Origin of the sequence: Cellulosimicrobium sp. 22598 (genome assembly GCF_052044445.1) — a bacterium.
Taxonomy (GTDB): Bacteria; Actinomycetota; Actinomycetes; order Actinomycetales; family Cellulomonadaceae; genus Cellulosimicrobium; species Cellulosimicrobium cellulans_G.
The window spans coordinates 95244-114197 of the sequence record NZ_JBQEMZ010000007.1 but is presented as its reverse complement, the minus strand read 5'-3'; the positions used below and the strand labels follow the sequence as shown (position 1 = coordinate 114197).

Below are 18954 nucleotides of genomic sequence, written 5' to 3'. Positions count from 1 at the left end.
CGACCGCCCGGAACCAATCGGGTGATACGCGGGCAATCAGGGCCCGCGTACCATGGTGTGTCGACCACGAGTCCCACGGAGGAGGTCCGGTGAACGGCGTGGCCCCAGGAACACTGCTCGTCGCGCGCTACCGGCTCGACGAGCAGCTCGCGTCCGACCTGTCGGACGTCACCGCATGGTCGGCGCACGACCAGATCCTCGACCGGCCCGTCCGGATCTCGCTGGTCTCCGGCGCGCACGTCGCCGACGCCCTCGACTCCGCCCGGCGCGCCGCGCTCGTCGTCGACCCGCGCCTGACCCGCGTCCTCGACGTCGGGACGGAGGACGGCGTCGCGTACGTCGTGACCGAGCGGTACACGGGCATCACGCTGAGCGAGGTCGTCGCGGGCGGCATCGTCGACCCGCAGCAGGCCCGCGCGATCGTCGGCGAGGCCGCGGCTGCGCTCGAGGTCGCCCGCCGACGGGGGGTCCACCACCTCGCGCTGCGACCCGACGCGGTCCGCGTCGACGGCAGCCGCGTCCTCCTCACCGGCCTCGGCCTCGACGCGGGAGTGGCCGGGCACGACCAGCACGACGCCGACCTGACGTCGCGCACCGACGCCGTCGGGCTCGTCGCCCTCCTCTACTACGCGATGACCGCGCGCTGGGCCGGGCCGTCCCTCGACGTGCCCTGGATCGCCCCCGACGCCATCCACCCGCTGCCCGCGCAGCGCGCGGGCGACGAGATCCTGCCGCTCTCCGCCGTCCGCCCCGACGTCCCGGCCGAGCTCGACGCGCTCTGCGCGCGTGCCTTCGCCGGCACGCAGGGCACGGCGGAGGAGTGGACGGCACCGCCTGCGGGCGACGCGCCCCGCTCCCCCGCGGACGTCGTCGGCGCGGTCGAGCCCTGGGGCGAGGTCTCGGTCGTCGCCGCCCTGCCGTCCTTCGTGCAGCCCGCGACGGCGGGCGTGAGCCGCCAGTCCGTCCGCACGGCGTTCGACGGCGCGACGAGCGCCCCCCCGGGCACGCCTCCGCCCGCACCCCCGGTCCGACGACCGACCACCGGACGCATCCACCGCGTGGGGGACGTGCCCGGGTCCGCCGGTCCGGGCGTCGCGTACGCCGCCGGGGCCGCCACGGGTGCGACCGCCGCGGTCCCGCCGCCGGCACCGGACCCGGCGACCGCGGCGTACGCGGTCCCCCCGCCGCCCGTCGGGTACGACGCCGGCGCAACGCCCGTCCAGTACGCGGCCGCGCCGCCGCCCGTGCCCCCGGTCACGGAGGAGCCGCAGGCCTGGAGCGAGCCCGCACCCCGCCGACGCGGTCCCCGCCGTTTCAACGCGACCCCGATCGTCCTCGTCCTCGTCCTCGGCCTCGTGGTCTGGGGTGTCGTGTGGGCGGTCGGCACGGCGTTCGACGGCTTCGGGCCCGCTCTGCAGACGAGCGAGGAGGAGCCCACGGGCGAGGGGTCGCAGGCCCCGTCCGAGGGCGACGGAGAGACGGCGGAGGGGGAGCAGGCGCCCCCGGCGACGGAGGTCCGTCCCGTGATCGCCTCGGGCCAGGCTCTGGACCCCGAGGGCGACGCCTCCGGGAACAACGACGGGGAGCACCCCGAGCTCGCCCCGCTCGCCTACGACCAGCAGCCCGACACCACGTGGTTCTCGCGCCGGTACAACGCCGCCAACTTCGCCGGCCTGCGCACCGGGATCGGGTTCGCGGTCACGCTCGAGGAGAAGGCGCCGGTGTCGACGGTCGTGCTCGACACGGCCGTCACCGGCGGCAACGTCGAGATCCGTGCCACGAGACCGGACGCCCCCACGGAGGGCCCGGTCCTCGCCTCCGGGCCGCTCGCCCCCGGTGCGGAGTTTACGTTCGACCAGCCCGTCGAGGCGGAGTCGATCGTGCTGTGGTTCACCGAGCTGCCGCAGAACCCGTCCGGGGAGTTCCGCGCGGAGATCAACGAGATCCTCATCTCCTGACCACCCGGTCGCCGGAGGACATGACCCCGGTCCGGCCGTCACCCACCCACGGTGCGTGGACGGCCCGCGCGCCGTGCGCCCGGTCCCCGTAGCGTGCCGAACACCCGTACCGTGGAACAGAAGCCGCCCCAGCGGCGTTCACACTCTCGCGTGGTCGGCCGCCACGCACCGAGCATCGAGGAGAGCACGTGACCGAGCAGTCTGCCGTCCAGAACCTGATCGTCGTCGGGTCCGGTCCCGCGGGGTACACCGCGGCGATCTACGCGGCGCGCGCGGGGCTGGCCCCGCTCGTGCTCGCGGGCTCGGTCACCGCCGGTGGCGCGCTGATGAACACGACGGACGTCGAGAACTTCCCCGGGTTCCCCGACGGGATCATGGGCCCCGACCTCATGGAGAACATGCGCAAGCAGGCCGAGCGGTTCGGCGCGCGCATCGAGTGGGACGACGCCACGCTGCTGGACCTCGAGGGCCCGGTCAAGACCGTCGTGACGGGCAACGGCGACACCTACCGTGCCCGCGCCGTCATCCTCGCGACCGGGTCCGCGTACCGTGAGCTCGGCCTGGACGACGAGAAGCGCCTGTCCGGCCGCGGCGTCTCGTGGTGCGCGACGTGCGACGGGTTCTTCTTCCGCGACCAGCACATCGCCGTCGTCGGCGGCGGGGACTCCGCGATGGAGGAGGCCACGTTCCTCACCCGCTTCGCCGAGAAGGTGACCCTGGTGCACCGTCGCGACGAGCTGCGCGCCTCGAAGATCATGGCCGACCGAGCCCTGAACGACCCGAAGATCGAGTTCGCCTGGAACAGCGAGGTCACCGGGATCGACGGCGAGAACAAGGTCGAGGGCGTGACCCTGCGCGACACCGTGACCGGCGAGGAGCGCGAGCTCCCCGCGACGGGCCTGTTCGTCGCGATCGGGCACGAGCCCCGCACCGAGCTCGTCAAGGGACAGATCGACCTGGACGACGAGGGCTACATCCAGGTCGTCGGGCGCACCACCGCGACCAACCTCGAGGGCGTGTTCGCGTGCGGCGACGCCGTCGACCACACCTACCGCCAGGCCATCACCGCGGCGGGCTCCGGCTGCGCGGCCGCGCTCGACGCACAGCGCTACCTCACCGAGCTCGCCGACGCCGCCGGCCTGGAGGACCTCGCCGGCACGCCGACCACGCCGAACCCCGACGAGCTGCCCGAGGCGCTCGCCGAGCTGCAGGCCTGAGCGTCCCTCACCCACCGAGTCCTACCGCAGGAGGTCACCATGCCGACCGTTCCGGTCACCGACGACACGTTCCGTGCCGAGGTCCTCGAGTCCGAGGTCCCCGTCCTCGTCGACTTCTGGGCGACGTGGTGCGGCCCGTGCCGCCAGGTCGCGCCGATCCTCGAAGAGCTTGCCGAGGAGTACGACGGCAAGATCAAGATCGCCAAGCTCGACACGGACGCCAACCCCGAGACGACCGGCGCCTACGGGATCGTGTCGATCCCGACGCTGAACGTCTACGTGGGCGGCGAGCTGCAGAAGTCGATCATCGGGGCGCGCCCCAAGCGCGCGCTCACCGAGGAGATCGACGCCGTGCTCGCCACGGCGGACTGAGCCGCACCCGATCACTGCCCGGAGGGCGGACCGCGCGCACCGCGGTCCGCCCTCCGGCGTCTTCACGGGATCCCCCGATGCACCGTGCGACACTGGGGGTCGTGACTGGACCGACGACTCCCCCGCAGCAGCCCGCTCCCGGCGGCACCCGCCTCGACCCGTGGTTCGGTGCCTACGCAGAGCGAGCGCACGGGATGCGAGCGTCGGAGATCCGGGCGCTGTTCGCCGTGGCGAACCGCCCCGAGGTCGTGTCGCTCGCCGGCGGGATGCCGTACCTCGAAGGACTCCCGCTCGACCAGATCGCCGACACCATGCAGCGACTCGTCGCGACGCGTGGCGCGACCGCGCTCCAGTACGGGTCCGGGCAGGGCGACGAGACGCTCCGCGAGCAGATCCTCGACGTGGTCCGGCTCGAGGGGATCGAGTGCCACCCCGACGACGTGGTCGTGACGACGGGCTCGCAGCAGGCCCTGGACCTCGTGACCCGGATCTTCGTCGACCCCGGTGACGTCGTCGTCGCCGAGGCACCGAGCTACGTCGGCGCCCTCGGCGTGTTCCGGTCGTACCAGGCCGACGTCGTCCACGTGCCCCTCGACGAGCACGGCCTCGTCCCCGAGGCGCTGGAGGAGACGCTCGCCCGTCTCGCCGCCGACGGCCGACGCGTCAAGCTGCTCTACACCGTGCCCAACTTCCACAACCCCGCCGGTGTGACCCTCACCGCGGAGCGCCGCCCGCGCATCCTGGAGATCGCGCAGCGCTACGGCGTCCTCGTCATCGAGGACAACCCCTACGGGCTCCTCGGCTTCGACGGCCAGACGCTCCCCGCGCTGCGGTCGCTCGACGAGGACGGCGTCCTCTATCTCGGGTCCTTCTCCAAGACCTTCGCCCCCGGGTACCGGGTCGGCTGGGTGGTCGCGCCGCACGCGGTGCGCGAGAAGCTCGTGCTCGCGAGCGAGTCGGCGATCCTGTGCCCCTCCAACGCGTCACAGCTCGCGATCGCCGCCTACCTCGACACGTGCGACTGGAAGGGCCAGATCAAGCAGTTCCGCGAGCTCTACCGGGAGCGGCGCGACGCGATGATCGGTGCGCTCTCGGAGCATCTCCCCTCGGCCCGCTGGACCGTCCCGGACGGTGGCTTCTACACGTGGGTGCAGCTCCCCGAGGGCCTCGACGCCCGATCGATGCTGCCGCGCGCCGTGACGGCCCGCGTCGCCTACGTCCCCGGCACGGCGTTCTACGCGGACGGCACGGGCTCGAGCCACGTGCGCCTCTCGTACTGCTTCCCGACCCCCGAGCGGATCCGTGAGGGAGTTCGGCGCCTCGCCGGCGTCGTCAACGCCGAGCAGGAGCTCGTCGAGATCTTCGGGACGAACGCCGAGCTCGACCCTGACGTCACGGACGTCGAGAACCCGTCGCCCGACCTGGCCTGAAGTTCTTACACCACGACGCCGAGCGGACCCTACCGGGCGACGCCGGCACCGAACAGGAGTCCGTCAACAGTGGACACGACCACGAGCACCCCGACGACGGCGGACGAGGCCGGTGGCGCGGCCGAGACCGACGCGCAACGCCCTGACCAGCACCTTCGCCTTCTCCGGCCCGATGACGAGGTGCCCGCGGGCAACCACGTGGTCATCCTCGCGGGCGGGCTGTCCCACGAGCGCGACGTCTCGTTGCGGTCCGGACGCCGCGTCGCCGAGAGCCTGCGCGCTGCCGGCCTCGAGGTGACGGTCCACGACGTCGACGCGGACCTCCTCCCGTTCCTCGATGCGACCCGCCCTGATGTCGTGTGGCCGCTCCTGCACGGCGCGAGCGGCGAGGACGGCTCCATCCGCGACGTGCTCGAGCTCGTCGGCGTGCCCTACGTGGGGACCGGACCGCGGGAGAGCCGCTCGGCGTGGAGCAAGCCCGTCGCGAAGAGCGTCGTGCTCGGCGCGGGCCTGTGCACACCCGAGTACGTGACCCTCCCCCAGAGCCTCTTCCGCGAGCTCGGCGCCCAGCCCGTCCTGGACGCGCTCGTGGCCCGGCTCGGCCTCCCCCTCGTCGTCAAGCCGACCCATGGCGGTTCGGCGCTCGGTGTCACCCTGGTCGAGCGAGCGGACCAGCTCCCGCGCGCCATGGTCGACTGCTTCGCCTACGGGGACGTCGCCCTGATCGAGCGCGCGGTGCGTGGCGTCGAGCTCGCGGTCAGCGTCGTTGACGTCGGCACCGGTCCCGAAGCGCTGCCCCCGGTCGAGATCGTCACGACGGGCACGTACGACTTCGACGCGCGGTACAACCCCGGGCGGACCGAGTACTTCGCCCCCGCACGTCTGGACGACGACGTGCTGGACATCGTCCGCGAGGTCGCGGTGCGTGCGCACGCCGCGCTCGGGCTGCGCGACCTCTCCCGCACGGACGTCATCCTCGACCCCGACGGAGTGGTGCAGTTCCTCGAGGTCAACGTCGCACCGGGCATGACCGAGACGTCGCTCCTCCCCCAGGCCGCGCGTGCCGCCGGCCTCGATCTGGGTCACCTCTACCGCTCGCTCGTCCACACCCACGTGCGCCGCTGAGCGTCCTCGACCGCCGCGGCGCCCCGTGCGCCCCGTGCGCCCCGTGCGCCCCGTGCGCGCCGTGTTTCACGTGGAACGTCGAGTGTCGATGGGCTCTCGCCGGCGCCGGACCGTCCTCGCGGCCGTCCTCGCCCCCGACCTCGAGGCTTTCCGATCCGGTGCTCGGCGGACGATGCGCCTCTCGTCACGGGGCGATGGCGGGATCGATCCGTGGTGGGGCTCAGGCCCTCGGGCAGCGAGCGGCGGCGGCGAGGTCCGGGACGACCCGCGGAGGACTGGGCTGCTGAGCTCTGCGAGCTCGAGCGGTAGCTGAGTCCGGGCCACGAGCTCGCGGGACGGATCGCACGCGTCGAGCCTCCCTCCTGGCGCTCGGATGACGTCGTCGTCAGTCTGGACGACGGTACGTTCTCCCTGGTCCTCCACCCGACGTGGTCGGGTCGTGCTGAGGCACCACAGTGGCGGAAGTCGATCCCCGCGGCGATGAAACGGTCACCTCGGTCGCGATCGCAACATGGGCCGAACGGCGTCCAGTCCGCTTCGACGCCCCCGGCTCGGCACACGGTCGACGCTCGCTTCGGCAGAGGACTCGCACACGTTCGATGCTCGCTCCCCTAGGGCGCTCGCGCGGACGACCGGCGGGTGCGTGCCGGTGAGGGCCCCTGCTCGAAGCAGGCACTCGTCGGTGTGCCGCCGCTCTTCGCGCGGCGCCGTATGACGGACGCCCGTCACCGCACTCCGGTGTGCGATCCCCTTCAGGGGGAATCCGATCCTGCTGCCGCGACAATCCGCTGGATAAGTCTCACCGGGGCGATATGGAACGGGCCCGCCGACGCTTCGCAGGCTCGGCGAATGGACGACGGTCCCGATCGATCGCCCACAAGGCGACGAAATCCGTTTCACGTGAAACACAGACCTCCCTGCCAGGCGCACCCGACGCCACCTGAAGGGTCGTCCCGCACCAGGCTGGGGCCGGGGTTTCACGTGAAACGACGCCAGGGAACCGCGCAGCGACCGTGGTGCCACGTGAAGTGCCGACGCCATGCCGGCGACCGCTGATCGAGGCCAGGTTCTCGGCAAGCGGTGGCGCGCTGTCCCCTGGAATCTCGCGTCCCACGCGGGCCGCGCGGCGAGTGGCCCTGACCCGCGCGTGCTCGCACCTGCCGACCAGCCATCGCGGGCAGGACGACGCGGGCACATTGCCGAACCCCCCGAGGCGCTGCCGGACGAGCAGCCGCTCTGCGCGGGCCAACCCCGTGGTGCCCGAGAACGCGATGTTCCACGTGAAACGACCGACCAGGTTGCCGCCTCCGAGCTGCTGCACCGTCCCGATCACGACACGCTGGACCCACGTGCGACGAGACGCTGCCCCCGCCCCGTGCACGCTCGCACGCCTGGCTACGGCGGCGCCGGACGTAGGAGTACTCGTCGTCGACGACGCGAGCCCTGACGGACGGGCGACCTCGCCGACGGCGGGGCCGCCGCGGACCCGGGCGTGCACGTGCGGCAACCCCGCGGGCAAGGAGGGGCTGGGTGCTGCGTACGTCGGGGGTTCGGGCGAGCTCCCGCGGCGCGCGCGGACATCGTTCGAGCTCGCGCGGCGCGTGGACGTTGTTGTCGCGTGGCAACGTTCCGGCTAGCCCGCCTTGTCGCGCCACGGCGGCGTTACGGCGAGACCCAGCGTCTCGGCTCGGCCGTGCGCTCAGAGCGTGCAAGGGCGCGGTCATCTTCCGGCGATGCCCGTGCGAGGTACCACGTGCTCGGCGACGGGGGCACCGACGAGCCAGTTCTCTCGGACGAGCCTTGCTCGACCGATCCGGCGAAGGTGGCTCGACAGGAACTCGGCCGACCCAGTGAGGGCGGGTCGACACGCTTCTCGAATCCCTCTCTCGCCGCCTGTTCCACGTGAAACGTCCAAGCCCTCAGGAACCGCGACGGCTAGGAGTTTCACGCGGACCGCTGTGTAGACGGTTGTGCCGGCGTCGCGACGGGCACCCGGGCGCCACTGGTGCTCCCAGACACCGCATCTCGAAGCGCAACCGCAGACACTCTCTCAACGTCGTTCGGGGGCGATGCACTCCCCTCCCCCACGATGATGGGCCAGGGCGCGCCCGCCGACGCGAGACGACGGATCTGCGGGAACTCCTCATCTGCGCCAGCGACGTGGCGCAAGGCCAGCGCACGGACCCGACTCCGCCACTGTCGCCCGCAGCGCCGTGAGAAAGGCCGATCTGGACATCCCCCGCCTGCCGCGGCGCGGTTGGGCCGGTCGGGAGCCTCCGACGCTGAGCCAACTCCGAAGAGGGCTAGACCCAGCGCGGGCCCAAGCCAGGGCCAGCCGAGGCCCAGGGCCAGCCGAGGCCGAGGCCCAGACCCAGACCCAGACCCAGACCCAGACCCAGACCCAGACCCAGACCCAGACGAATGCTCCCCGACTACTTGCGCAGGAGGCCCGGGTCGTCCGGTGCCATGACGTCCAGGATCCGGTTGAGGTCCTCTACCGACGCGAACTCGACGGTCAGGCGCCCCTTGTTCTTGCCGAGGTCGACCTTGACCCGCGTCTCGAAGCGGTCCGAGAGCCGGTGAGCGAGCTCGTCGATCGCGGCGGATCGTTGACCCGCCCGCGGGGCACGGGGAGCTCGACGCTCACCGTCCAGACCACCCATCGCGACGATCTCCTCGGTCGCACGCACTGAGAGCCCCTCGGCGACGATGCGCTGAGCGAGACGCTCGATCTCAGCCCCGTCGGTCAGACCGAGCAGGGCGCGGGCATGTCCGGCGGAGAGGACTCCGGCCGCGACACGACGCTGCACGAGCGGCGGGAGCCGCAGGAGTCGCAGCGTGTTCGAGATCTGGGGACGACTGCGGGAGATCCGCTCTGCGAGCTCCTCGTGGGTGCACCCGAAGTCGTCGAGCAGCTGGCGATACGCCGCGGCCTCTTCCAACGGGTTGAGGGCGCTCCGGTGCAGGTTCTCGAGGAGCGCGTCGCGCAGCAGGTCCGCGTCATCTGTCTCGCGGATGATCGCGGGGATCACGTCGAGCCCGGCCGCCTGCGTCGCGCGCCAGCGCCGCTCGCCCATGATCAGCTCGAAGGAGCCGTCCTCCCCCGGAACAGGCCGGACGACGATCGGCTGAAGGACACCGATCTCTCGGATCGATCCCACCAGCTCGTCGAGGTCGCCCTCGTCGAAGACCGTGCGCGGCTGACGAGGGTTCGGCCGGATGGACGCCGTCGGCACCTCAGCGAACCGTGCCCCGGGGACCGGAACGAGGTCGTCCGTAGCGCCCCCTGTCCACTCCTGGGAGACGGTGGTGTCCTCGCCGGCAGGGATCTCCGATGCCGACTCGACGACAGGACGTCGCGTCGTTTCCTCACCCGTTGCGGTCTCCGTCACCGTTTCACGTGAAACAGCGTCGGAAGCCTCGCCGTCGTGCGCCGCGGTCTCGTCGTCCGCGTCGCGCGCGGCCGGCGAGCCCCCGACCTCGGGGACGCTCACGGGCAGAGACTCCACGCTCAACGCGTCCAGCTCGGCGAGGTCGTGGGCAGAGAGCGAGGTCAGCGAGTCCACGTCAGCGGGCCCCGAACCGGACTCGGCGACCAGGGTCACGACGGGTGTGGCGCCCGCGCTGCTCTCCGCGGCGCCCTGCTCGTCTGCCGCCGCAGCAGCGGCCGTGGCCGTGGCCGCACCGTCACTCGATGCCTCATCGGTCCGCGGCTCGTCCGTCGTCGGGCTCGGGAAGAACACGTCGACGGGACGCTTCCCCTCCGAGCTCGTCGGGATGAGAGCCCCGAGCCCCCGACCGAGCCCTCGACGCTTCTCGCTCATCGCAGTTCCTCCTGCCGCAGGCCGGGACCACCGATGGTGCCGGCGAACTCGTGTTCCGTTCGGACCGTCTGTGTCTCGCGGCCGGGCCCGGCGGCGACACCTTGTTCCCGCTTCGGCTCGTGCTGCGGGAGCGCATCAAGATCGCGATCCTCCGGCCGGTTGGCACCCCGTTGCGTCAGCTCGCGCGCGGCCTCGAGATAGGCGAGCGCACCCGTCGAGCCGGGATCGTAGGTCATCACCGTCTGCCCGTGACTTGGCGCTTCCGAGATGCGGACCGAGCGCGGGACAGTCGTCCTCAGCGTCTGGTCGGGGAAGTGCTCGCGGACCTCCGCCGCCACCTGCTGCGCGAGATTGGTGCGGCCGTCGTACATCGTGAGAAGGATCGTCGACACGTGCAGGCCAGGATTGAGGTGCGACTTGATGAGCTCGATCGTCTTCAGGAGCTGGCTCAGTCCTTCGAGCGCGTAGTACTCGCACTGGATCGGGATGAGCACCTCCCGACCGACGACGAACGCATTGACCGTGAGGAGGCCCAGGCTCGGAGGGCAGTCCACCAGGACGTAGTCGATCGGTGCCAGGCCCTCACGTTCGCGCTCTGCCAGGTACTCGTCGAGGGCACGTCGAAGCCGTGTTTCACGTGAAACGAGGGAGACCAGCTCGATCTCGGCCCCGGACAGGTCGATCGTCGCGGGCACGCACCAGAGCGTCGGGATGTCGGGGCACTGTTGCACGGCGCTGGCCAGCGGGTCGCCGTCGACCAGGACCTCGTAGACGGACGGCGTCCCGGCGCGATGCTCAACCCCGAGCGCTGTGGAGGCGTTTCCCTGGGGGTCGTTGTCGATGACGAGAACGTTCAATCCCGCCAGGGCGAGGCCGGCGGCGAGATTCACCGTCGTGGTGGTCTTCCCCACGCCGCCCTTCTGGTTCGCCACGGTGATGATGCGCGTCGATGTGGGGCGTGGGAAACGCCGACCCTGGAGGTCGATGCGACGACGGGCATCCTCGGCGAGCTGAGCGGCGAGAGGCGTCGAATCGTCCGTGATCGGCAGGCTTGCCATGAGCGCCGCTCTCCGGTCCTCCTCGCTCCCGGAACTCCGAGCCCCTCCGCCGTCGGGGGAGAGTGAGGTCGCCGACCGATCCTGAAGCTCCCCAGGGTCGACAGGGCTTTCCGTCACGCGTCTCATCCTCTCCGTCGTCGCTTCCCAGCATGCGCCGTCCGGTCCACTCATCGGTGGAGGTCGAGCGCGGGTCGTCCCCGTGTCGTCGCACCAGCCGCGCCGGCGCACAGGGACAGGTTCAGCGTGACCCAGTCTGCCGCACGATCCGCACGACAGTCGTTGTCTCCACACCGGGGATCGTCGGTGCGTCCACGATCTCGGGTTCACTTCCCTTGAGTCGGCGCAGTACCTTGCGGGCGGGCTCGATCTCTCGGATGACGTTTCGACCCTTGAGGACGATCATCTCCCCGCCCGGTCGGACGAGCGGTAGCGAGAGCCGCACCAGCTTGTCCAACGCGGCGACGGCGCGCGACGTCACGGCATCGCACTCGAACGCACTGTGGTATTCCTCGGCGCGCCCCCGCTTGACCTCGATGTTCGTGAGGTTCAGGTCCGTCGCGATCTCCGACAACCAGGCACACCGACGCTCCATCGGCTCGATCAGGTAGACGGTGGCCTCTGGACGCATCGCGGCGATCACCACCCCCGGGAGACCTGCGCCTGACCCGATGTCCGCGACAAGACCGGACTCTGGAAGGAACGGGACGACCGCGGCGGAGTTCAGGATGTGCCGATCCCAGATGCGGGGGACCTCGCGGGGCCCGATGAGCCCGCGTAGCTCACCCTCGTCACGCAGCCGGTCCGCGAACCGCTCGACGGTCGGGAACGACGCACCGAAGTACTCGGCCAAAGCCTCCCGCGAGATCTCCGGCTCTGCGTTGCCGTCAGCCTGGTCGTGCATCGGCTCTTCTGCCTCCTCGTCAATGGGCACGCCACATCGTTTCACGTGAAACGCCCGGCGGCGTTCCCGCTCAGCAGGTGACTCTCCATACTCCGCGAGGTCGACCAGGCACGACGTCGATCCCGGCATGAGCCGCCCCGGAATGCGGAGGCACCGGATTGCGGAGGTCGTACCGTCACGCCCCGACCGCATCCCAGAGCACGACGACGCCATGCTCACGACCACCCGTCCGGGCCGACATCCGGGGATATGGTCGCCACGACGACGTTCGCCCCTCGTTTCACGTGAAACGAGGGGCGAACGTCGAGCACGGAGAGAGCGGCGTCAGTCCGCGGGGTAGATCACCACGTAGCGCTGCGGCTCGACGCCCTCGGAGTCGCTCCGCAGGCCGGCTGCGGCGACGGCGTCGTGAATCACCTTGCGCTCGAACGCGTTCAGCGGCTCCAACGAGACCTTCGCACCGCCCGACTGGACGCGGGAGATGGCCTCCTCGGCCCGTGCGGTGAGCTCACGTCGACGGTCAGCGCGGAAACCGGCGACATCGAGCATCAGACGGCTGCGCTCCCCGGTCCGCGCCTGCACGGCAAGACGCGTCAGCTCCTGAAGAGCGTCGAGAACCTCCCCGCCGTCACCCACGAGGGAACGCAACGCCGCAGGGTCGTCGGCGACGATCTCGACCGCTGCACGGTCGTGCTCGACGTCGATGTCGATGTCACCGTCGAGGTCGGCGATATCGAGCAGTTCCTCGAGGTAGTCCGCGGCGATCTCGCCCTCCTCCTCCAGGCGGGTGGTCTCGCGCGACGACTCGTCGGTGGCGGCCTCTTCGGGCGCGGGGGTCTCGGTAGGCGTCATGACGGTGCTCCTCACGGCGGGCGCGCTCGGGCGCGGGTCTACTTCTGCTTCTTCTTCTTGGGCGCGGGCTTCGGCGTCGCGGGAGACGACGAGCCCTTCGCACCGTTGTCCGTCACAGGGCCGTCCTCAGCCACGGGCGCGTCCTCCACCGGTGCGTCCTCAGGGCGCGTCGACGACGACGCCGCGGGCCGCGCCGGAGCGGCACCCTTCTGCCGATCCTTGCGCTTCGGCTGCTGACGCTGGCCGCGCGGCTGCTCGATCACGGGCGTCGCATCCTCGACGATGCCCTTCGCGGCACGCTTGCGGGCCTGACGCTCCTTGAGCAGGCGCTCGGCCTCGGAGCCCGGCGCAGGCATGCGCCGGATCGTGTAGAACTGCTGCCCCATCGACCAGAGGTTCGTCGTCGTCCAGTAGACGAGGACGCCGACCGGGAAGTTGACGCCCGAGACCGCGAAGATGAACGGGAAGACGTAGAGCATCATCTTCTGCGTCGACGCCATCGGGCCCTCGAGGGCGGCCTTCGGCATGTTCTTCATGGTGAGCTGGCGCTGCGTGAAGAACGTGGTGGCGCACATCGCGACGATGAGCACGGCGATGACGATCTTGGTCTGCAGGTCGTCGGTCCGCAGGAAGACGTCGGAGAGCTGGGCCCCGAACACGGACGAGCTCTCGATGTCGGACGCGACCGAGGCGTCGATCGGGCCGATCGGCTTGGCGGAACCGTCGGAGATCGGCACGAGCCCGTTCAGCACGCGGAAGAGCGCGAAGAAGATCGGCGACTGCAGCAGGATCGGCATGCACGACGCGAACGGGTTCGTCCCGTGCTTCCGATAGAGCTCCATCGTCTCGCGGCTCATCGCCTCACGGGACGCCGGGTCCGTCTTCCCCTTGTACTTCTTCTGGATCGCCTGCATCTCGGGCTGCAGCATCTGCATGCCGCGCGACGCCTTGATCTGCTTGAAGAACAGCGGGATCAGCAGGATGCGGATGATAATGACGAGCCCGACGATCGACAGGACCCACGCGGGGCCCGGGCCGTCGGAGAACCCGAGGAACACCAGACCCTGGTGACACAGGTACATGATCCACGCCACGACCCACTCGATCGGGGCGAGGAACGCGAAGAAGTCCATCAGTGACTGCTCCCTCAACTTCGGACAAAGCTTGTGAATCGCCCGCTACGGGGCTCGGGACTAGTGCGTGTGTCGTGCCGGCGGAACGTCGTCGACCCCACCGAGGCTCCAGGGGTTGCAGCGCAGCAGCCGCCAGAGGGCGAGGCCCGTTCCACGCAGGGCGCCATGACGACGCACCGCCGTGAGGGCGTACTGGGAGCAGGACGGGTAGTACTTGCAGGTGGGACCCGTCATCGGCGAGATCACCGACTGGTAGGCCCGGATCATGCCGATGAGGGTGAGCGCCGGGACGCGACGCAGCACGGCGACGACGCGACGCACGATGCCGGGAGCTCCGCCTGAGTCCTCGGGGGACTCCACGCCGGGAGCGTCGACCGGGTGCGTGGTCGTCATCGATCCACGCCCGAGCGTTCGTGGAGTCGCCGGACCGCGTTCTGGAGGCCGCGGTCGAGGTCGGCGCTCAGGGCGTCGAAGGACGACGACGCCGAGGCGGGAAGCGCTCGGACGACAGCACGTCCGTGCGCGGGCAGCACATCGAGGCGTGCCGCGGCCGCGGCACGCAGACGACGCTTCACGAGGTTGCGGTGCACCGCGTTCCCCACTGCCTTGGAGACGACGAAGCCGACCTGTGGCTGCGCATCCCCCTCAAGATCCTCCGAGAGGTGCACGACCACGGTCGACCTACCCGCACGCACGCCGCGGCGCACCGCCCGCTCGAAATCGACGGAACGGCGCAGTCGGTGCGCCGCGGGGAGCACGTGGGATCAGGCAGAGAGCTCGGTGCGGCCCTTGCGACGGCGGGCAGCCAGGATGGCGCGGCCGGCACGGGTCCGCATGCGCAGCCGGAAGCCGTGGGTCTTCGCCCGGCGCCGGTTGTTCGGCTGGAAGGTCCGCTTGCTCACGAGGTACTCCAAGAACGTCGGGGAGGTACACCGTCTGTGTCCTCGACGATGCAGTGACAGGTTCCGGTTGGAGCCTGTCGGTGGTTCAGGTGGTGCATCGTGCGGTCTCCCGCACGCACGCCGTCCAGGCACGCAGATCGAGTGGGCCATTGCTGGGGGCACCGGATCCGTGCAGTCAGCTCACGACGCGAGGCCTCGTGTCGAGTCTCCTCCACGCGGGCGCGCCAAGAACACCTGGAACGGCTGTCCGACGTTACGCTGCGCGACCCCCCCGGGTCAAACCAGGAGACGTGAGATACCCCCCGGCGCGGGGTGCCGCGCCGTCGCGGTCGCCACGGCATCCTCCGGGCGCTGAGAGCAGGCTCACCCTACAACCCACAGCCTGTGGACAACTATGTGGACGAGGGGTTCCCATGGCACGATCGACCTCAGCATCACCACACCCGTGACCTTCCTTCGTCGGCGCACCCCGCCCGGCCCGTCAGCGAGCGCTCGACGGTCGGCTCCGCGCGCCGACGCACACCCTCGACCTGTGAGGAACTGCCCGTGGCCAACCCGGACGAGAACATCGCCGACGTCTGGGTGCAGACCCTGAGCATCCTCGAGGCGAGCCCGGACATCACGCCACGGCAGATCGCCTTCATCCGCCTCGCCAAGCCTCTCGCGATCCTGGACGACACGGTCTTCATCGCGGTGCCGCACGAGCAGACCCGCACCTATCTCGAGACCCGCGTGCGCGACGAGCTCGTGACGGCGATGTCGTCGTGCCTCGGCCGCGACGTCCGCTTCGGGATCACGGTGGACCCGGAGCTCAGCTCGGACCCGGTCGTCGCTCCCGCGTCCCGCCCCGCCGTCGAGCGGCCGTACATCGAGCCGGACGACGGTCTGCCCGACCTCCCGCCCCCTCCCCCGCCCCGACCGCAGGCCGAGCCGAGCAGGCTCAATCCCAAGTACGTCTTCGAGACGTTCGTCATCGGGTCGTCGAACCGGTTCGCGCACGCCGCGGCCGTCGCGGTGGCGGAGGCACCCGCCAAGGCCTACAACCCGCTGTTCATCTACGGAGACTCGGGTCTCGGCAAGACGCACCTGCTGCACGCAATCGGCCACTACGCGCACAACCTGTACCCCAACGTCCGCGTGCGCTACGTGAACTCCGAGGAGTTCACCAATGACTTCATCAACTCCATCGGCGAGGGCAAGGCCGGCGCGTTCCAGCGCCGCTACCGGGACGTCGACGTGCTGCTCATCGACGACATCCAGTTCCTCCAGGGCAAGGAACAGACGATGGAGGAGTTCTTCCACACCTTCAACGCCCTGCACAACGCCAACAAGCAGGTCGTCATCACGTCCGACCTCCCGCCCAAGCAGCTCAACGGGTTCGAGGACCGGCTCCGTTCCCGGTTCGAGTGGGGTCTCATCACGGACGTCCAGCCGCCGGACCTCGAGACCCGCATCGCGATCCTGCGGAAGAAGGCGTCGAGCGAGCGGCTCGCCGCGCCGGACGACGTGCTCTCCTACATCGGGTCTCGCATCTCGACGAACATCCGCGAGCTCGAGGGCGCGCTGATCCGCGTGACCGCCTTCGCGAACCTGAACCGGCAGCAGGTGGACCTCCCGCTCGCCGAGATCGTCCTCAAGGACCTCATCACCGACGAGGACAGCGCCGAGATCACCCCTGCCGCGATCATCGCGCAGACGGCCGCGTACTTCGGCCTGACGATCGACGACCTCTGCGGGAGCTCGCGCTCGCGCGTCCTGGTCACGGCACGGCAGATCGCCATGTACCTGTGCCGCGAGCTGACCGACCTGTCCCTGCCGAAGATCGGACAGCAGTTCGGCGGCCGCGACCACACGACGGTCATGCACGCGAACCGCAAGATCACCGAGCAGATGGCCGAGCGACGGTCGACCTACAACCAGGTCACGGAGCTGACGAGCAGGATCAAGCAGCAGCACCGAGGCTGAGACGCGATGTCGGGCCCGGCTGCGCATCCGTGGTCCGGGCCGTGGTCCACCGCGCTCCGGGACGCCCGCTCGTCGCCGTCCCGAGAGACCCCCACAGATCCACAGAGATGCCCACCGGGGTGCATCATCCTGTGGATACAGCCCTCCCGAACGACACCACGAGGTCCGCGATGCCCTCCGCACGCCTTCGTACACAGCGTGTGGGTCGAGTTGTCCACAGTCATCCACAGGCCACCTGTGCGTTGTGACATCCGCGTGATCTGGCGATCTTCGGTCGACCACACGGCGCAGCGGCGCCCCACGATCGGCGCAGTATCGAGCGTTTTCCCCGGTATTGCTGTGGAAACGGCACGTCGTGCACAGACTGTGGACGGCACCCGGACCACTCCGCTGTGCACTGTTCTGTGGATAACTGTGGACGACGGGCCCTACGGTGTGGACGACGAGGCACTGATCGGTGGACGGCGTGTGGGGACAGATCGTCCGCCCACAGGCCGTGCGACTTTCCCACAGCGGGGCCACGGGTTCGTCCACACGCATTTCTGCCGCTTGACCTGCGACGACACCCGTTTTCCACGCATTCCACAACCCCTATGACGACGACGAAAGTGTGATCTAGGGGGAAATTCCACACGCCTTCATCAGGCTCCGGCGGCCGACCCGCGCCTCCGCCCGACCACCGACCACCGACCACCGACCACCGACCACCGACCACCGACCACCGACCACCGACCACGATGCCGCACCCACCACCCGACGGCCGTCGACGCGCATCGGGACGCACGGCGCGCACGAGTCGACGCCGCGACGCGATCGGCGCACGAGGCCATCCACAGGCCCGTCGTTCCAGTTCCTCCCGACCGGCTCCTCGCGTAGGGTTCATGCACGACACGTGTGCGCGGACCTGCGACCCGAGCTCCTCGCGTCCACCGCCCACGGGCCTTCCCGCGAGCGGCCAGGACGCGCCCGGGCCGACGACGGTCCGGGCGCCGAGGCGGGGCCGGACGGCACATGTGAAGATCGAGTCCGATCAGGACGTTGGGACGAGAGGGTGTGGGATGAAGTTCCGGGTTGAGCGTGATGTCCTGGCCGACGCGGTGACCTGGACGGCGCGGACCCTGCCGACCCGCCCACCGGCCCCGGTGCTCGCCGGCGTGCGGCTCGAGGCGGACGCGTCCGGGACGATCGGCCTGTCGAGCTTCGACTACGAGGTCTCGGCCCGCTCGGAGATCCCCGCCGAGGTGAGCGAGCCCGGCACGGTGCTCGTGTCCGGCCGTCTGCTCGCCGAGATCTCCCGCGCGCTCCCCGCGAAGCCGGTCGACGTCGTCCTCGAGGGCAACAAGGTCACCGTGACGTGCGGCGCGAGCCGCTTCACGCTCCTCACCATGCCTGTGGACGAGTACCCGGCGCTGCCCGCCATGCCCGAGCTCTCCGGCACGGTCTCCGGCGACGAGCTGACGAACGCCGTCGCGCAGGTCACGGTGGCGGCGAGCCGCGACGACACGCTCCCCCTGCTCACCGGCGTCCGGGTGGAGATCGAGGGCGAGAAGATCACGCTCCTCGCCACGGACCGCTACCGCCTGGCGCTCCGCGAGCTCACGTGGACCCCGGTCACCCCCAGCTACTCGGCGGTCGCCCTCGTCCGTGCCCGCACGCTCAACGACGTGGCGAAGTCTCTCGGCAGCTCGGGTCTCGTGAACGTCGGCCTGAACACGGGCGCCGGGGTCGACCTCATCGGCTTCGAGGCCGGAGGCCGCCACACCACGTCGCAGCTCGTCGACGGGGACTACCCGGCGGTCCGCCGGCTGTTCCCCGACGAGACCCCGATCCACGCGGTCGTCCCGACGGCCCCGCTCATCGACGCGGCCAAGCGCGTGTCGCTCGTCGCCGAGCGCAACACGCCGATCCGGCTGTCGTTCACGGACGGGCAGGTCGTGCTCGACGCGGGCCAGGGCGACGACGCGCAGGCGTCCGAGGCGCTGGAGGCGGTGCTCGTCGGCGAGGACATCTCGGTGGCGTTCAACCCGCAGTTCCTCCTCGACGGTCTCGGAGCCCTCGGCACGGACTTCGTACGCCTGAGCTTCACGCACCCGAACAAGCCCGTGGAGTTCACCGGGCAGGACTCGCTCGACGGCGAGGACTCGTCGCACTACCGCTACCTGCTCGTGCCGATCCGCTTCGCGGGCTGATCCGCGAGGACCGCTCTCGCACCACCGC

15 protein-coding genes are annotated in these 18954 nt (G+C 70.5%); 7 read left to right on the top strand and 8 right to left on the bottom strand.

The annotated features are described in order from the left end of the window. The first annotated feature begins 89 nt into the window (after positions 1-89). The 5 genes from ACTJIY_RS09570 (at position 90) to ACTJIY_RS09550 (ending at position 6102) form a co-directional block, all read left to right on the top strand. The gene (locus tag ACTJIY_RS09570; RefSeq protein WP_440673645.1) at positions 90-1958 is read left to right on the top strand and encodes a protein kinase family protein; all 1869 of its coding nucleotides are present in this window, start codon (positions 90-92) and stop codon (positions 1956-1958) included. Between the two features lie 188 nt (positions 1959-2146). Further along, a complete protein-coding gene (gene trxB, locus ACTJIY_RS09565; protein WP_353706944.1) occupies positions 2147-3175 on the top strand; it encodes a thioredoxin-disulfide reductase in 1029 nt (342 codons plus the stop codon). A 39-nt stretch (positions 3176-3214) separates the two neighbouring features. Beyond that, complete coding sequence (trxA, locus tag ACTJIY_RS09560) at positions 3215-3547, top strand: thioredoxin (protein ID WP_440673646.1); 333 nt, start codon at positions 3215-3217, stop codon at positions 3545-3547. Between the two features lie 77 nt (positions 3548-3624). Beyond that, the gene (locus ACTJIY_RS09555; protein WP_374614700.1) at positions 3625-4977 is read left to right on the top strand and encodes an aminotransferase-like domain-containing protein; all 1353 of its coding nucleotides are present in this window, start codon (positions 3625-3627) and stop codon (positions 4975-4977) included. Positions 4978-5157: 180 nt separating this feature from the next. Next, on the top strand, positions 5158-6102 hold the full coding sequence (locus ACTJIY_RS09550) for a D-alanine--D-alanine ligase family protein (RefSeq protein ID WP_440673696.1): 945 nt from the start codon (positions 5158-5160) through the stop codon (positions 6100-6102). 2432 nt (positions 6103-8534) lie between these two features. On the opposite strand, the gene ACTJIY_RS09545 is transcribed toward ACTJIY_RS09550, so the two are convergent. The 8 genes from ACTJIY_RS09545 to rpmH form a co-directional block, all read right to left on the bottom strand. Beyond that, positions 8535-9926 (bottom strand): ParB/RepB/Spo0J family partition protein, encoded by a 1392-nt coding sequence (locus ACTJIY_RS09545; protein WP_440673647.1) that lies wholly within the window; start codon positions 9924-9926, stop codon positions 8535-8537. Then, a complete protein-coding gene (locus ACTJIY_RS09540; protein ID WP_440673648.1) occupies positions 9923-10984 on the bottom strand; it encodes a ParA family protein in 1062 nt (353 codons plus the stop codon). Before ACTJIY_RS09540 ends, ACTJIY_RS09545 begins: the two co-directional genes overlap by 4 nt. A gap of 238 nt (positions 10985-11222) precedes the next feature. Then, on the bottom strand, positions 11223-11915 hold the full coding sequence (rsmG, locus tag ACTJIY_RS09535) for a 16S rRNA (guanine(527)-N(7))-methyltransferase RsmG (RefSeq protein WP_440673649.1): 693 nt from the start codon (positions 11913-11915) through the stop codon (positions 11223-11225). 294 nt (positions 11916-12209) lie between these two features. Next, positions 12210-12737, bottom strand: a complete 528-nt coding sequence (locus tag ACTJIY_RS09530; RefSeq protein WP_253052476.1) for a Jag family protein — start codon at positions 12735-12737, stop codon at positions 12210-12212. Between the two features lie 38 nt (positions 12738-12775). After that, positions 12776-13870, bottom strand: coding sequence for a membrane protein insertase YidC (yidC, locus tag ACTJIY_RS09525; protein ID WP_440673650.1), 1095 nt, complete (start codon positions 13868-13870; stop codon positions 12776-12778). A 60-nt stretch (positions 13871-13930) separates the two neighbouring features. Further along, positions 13931-14263, bottom strand: coding sequence for a membrane protein insertion efficiency factor YidD (gene yidD, locus ACTJIY_RS09520; RefSeq protein ID WP_440673651.1), 333 nt, complete (start codon positions 14261-14263; stop codon positions 13931-13933). Beyond that, positions 14260-14628 carry a ribonuclease P protein component gene (rnpA, locus tag ACTJIY_RS09515; protein WP_253051589.1) on the bottom strand — a complete coding sequence of 123 codons (369 nt, stop codon included), beginning with the start codon at positions 14626-14628 and terminating at the stop codon, positions 14260-14262. Before rnpA ends, yidD begins: the two co-directional genes overlap by 4 nt. 6 nt (positions 14629-14634) lie before the next feature. Beyond that, positions 14635-14772: a 50S ribosomal protein L34 gene (gene rpmH / locus ACTJIY_RS09510; RefSeq protein WP_034225701.1), complete on the bottom strand. Its 138-nt coding sequence runs from the start codon at positions 14770-14772 to the stop codon at positions 14635-14637. Between the two features lie 546 nt (positions 14773-15318). On the opposite strand from rpmH, the gene dnaA reads away from it, so the two are divergent. Together dnaA and dnaN are read left to right on the top strand one after the other, a co-directional pair. Then, entirely contained in the window at positions 15319-16737 is a 1419-nt protein-coding gene (dnaA, locus tag ACTJIY_RS09505; RefSeq protein ID WP_253051590.1) for a chromosomal replication initiator protein DnaA, read from the top strand. A gap of 1058 nt (positions 16738-17795) precedes the next feature. Continuing rightward, positions 17796-18926, top strand: a complete 1131-nt coding sequence (gene dnaN / locus ACTJIY_RS09500; RefSeq protein ID WP_141389782.1) for a DNA polymerase III subunit beta — start codon at positions 17796-17798, stop codon at positions 18924-18926. Positions 18927-18954: the final 28 nt, after the last annotated feature.

Coding starts and splice junctions, on each gene's coding strand:
- trxA (WP_440673646.1), top strand. CDS start 3,215: ATGCCGACCGTTCCGGTCACCGACGACACGTTCCGTGCCGAGGTCCTC.
- ACTJIY_RS09555 (WP_374614700.1), top strand. CDS start 3,625: ATGCACCGTGCGACACTGGGGGTCGTGACTGGACCGACGACTCCCCCG.
- ACTJIY_RS09545 (WP_440673647.1), bottom strand. CDS start 9,926: ATGAGCGAGAAGCGTCGAGGGCTCGGTCGGGGGCTCGGGGCTCTCATC.
- ACTJIY_RS09540 (WP_440673648.1), bottom strand. CDS start 10,984: ATGGCAAGCCTGCCGATCACGGACGATTCGACGCCTCTCGCCGCTCAG.
- ACTJIY_RS09530 (WP_253052476.1), bottom strand. CDS start 12,737: ATGACGCCTACCGAGACCCCCGCGCCCGAAGAGGCCGCCACCGACGAG.
- yidC (WP_440673650.1), bottom strand. CDS start 13,870: ATGGACTTCTTCGCGTTCCTCGCCCCGATCGAGTGGGTCGTGGCGTGG.
- yidD (WP_440673651.1), bottom strand. CDS start 14,263: ATGACGACCACGCACCCGGTCGACGCTCCCGGCGTGGAGTCCCCCGAG.
- dnaN (WP_141389782.1), top strand. CDS start 17,796: ATGAAGTTCCGGGTTGAGCGTGATGTCCTGGCCGACGCGGTGACCTGG.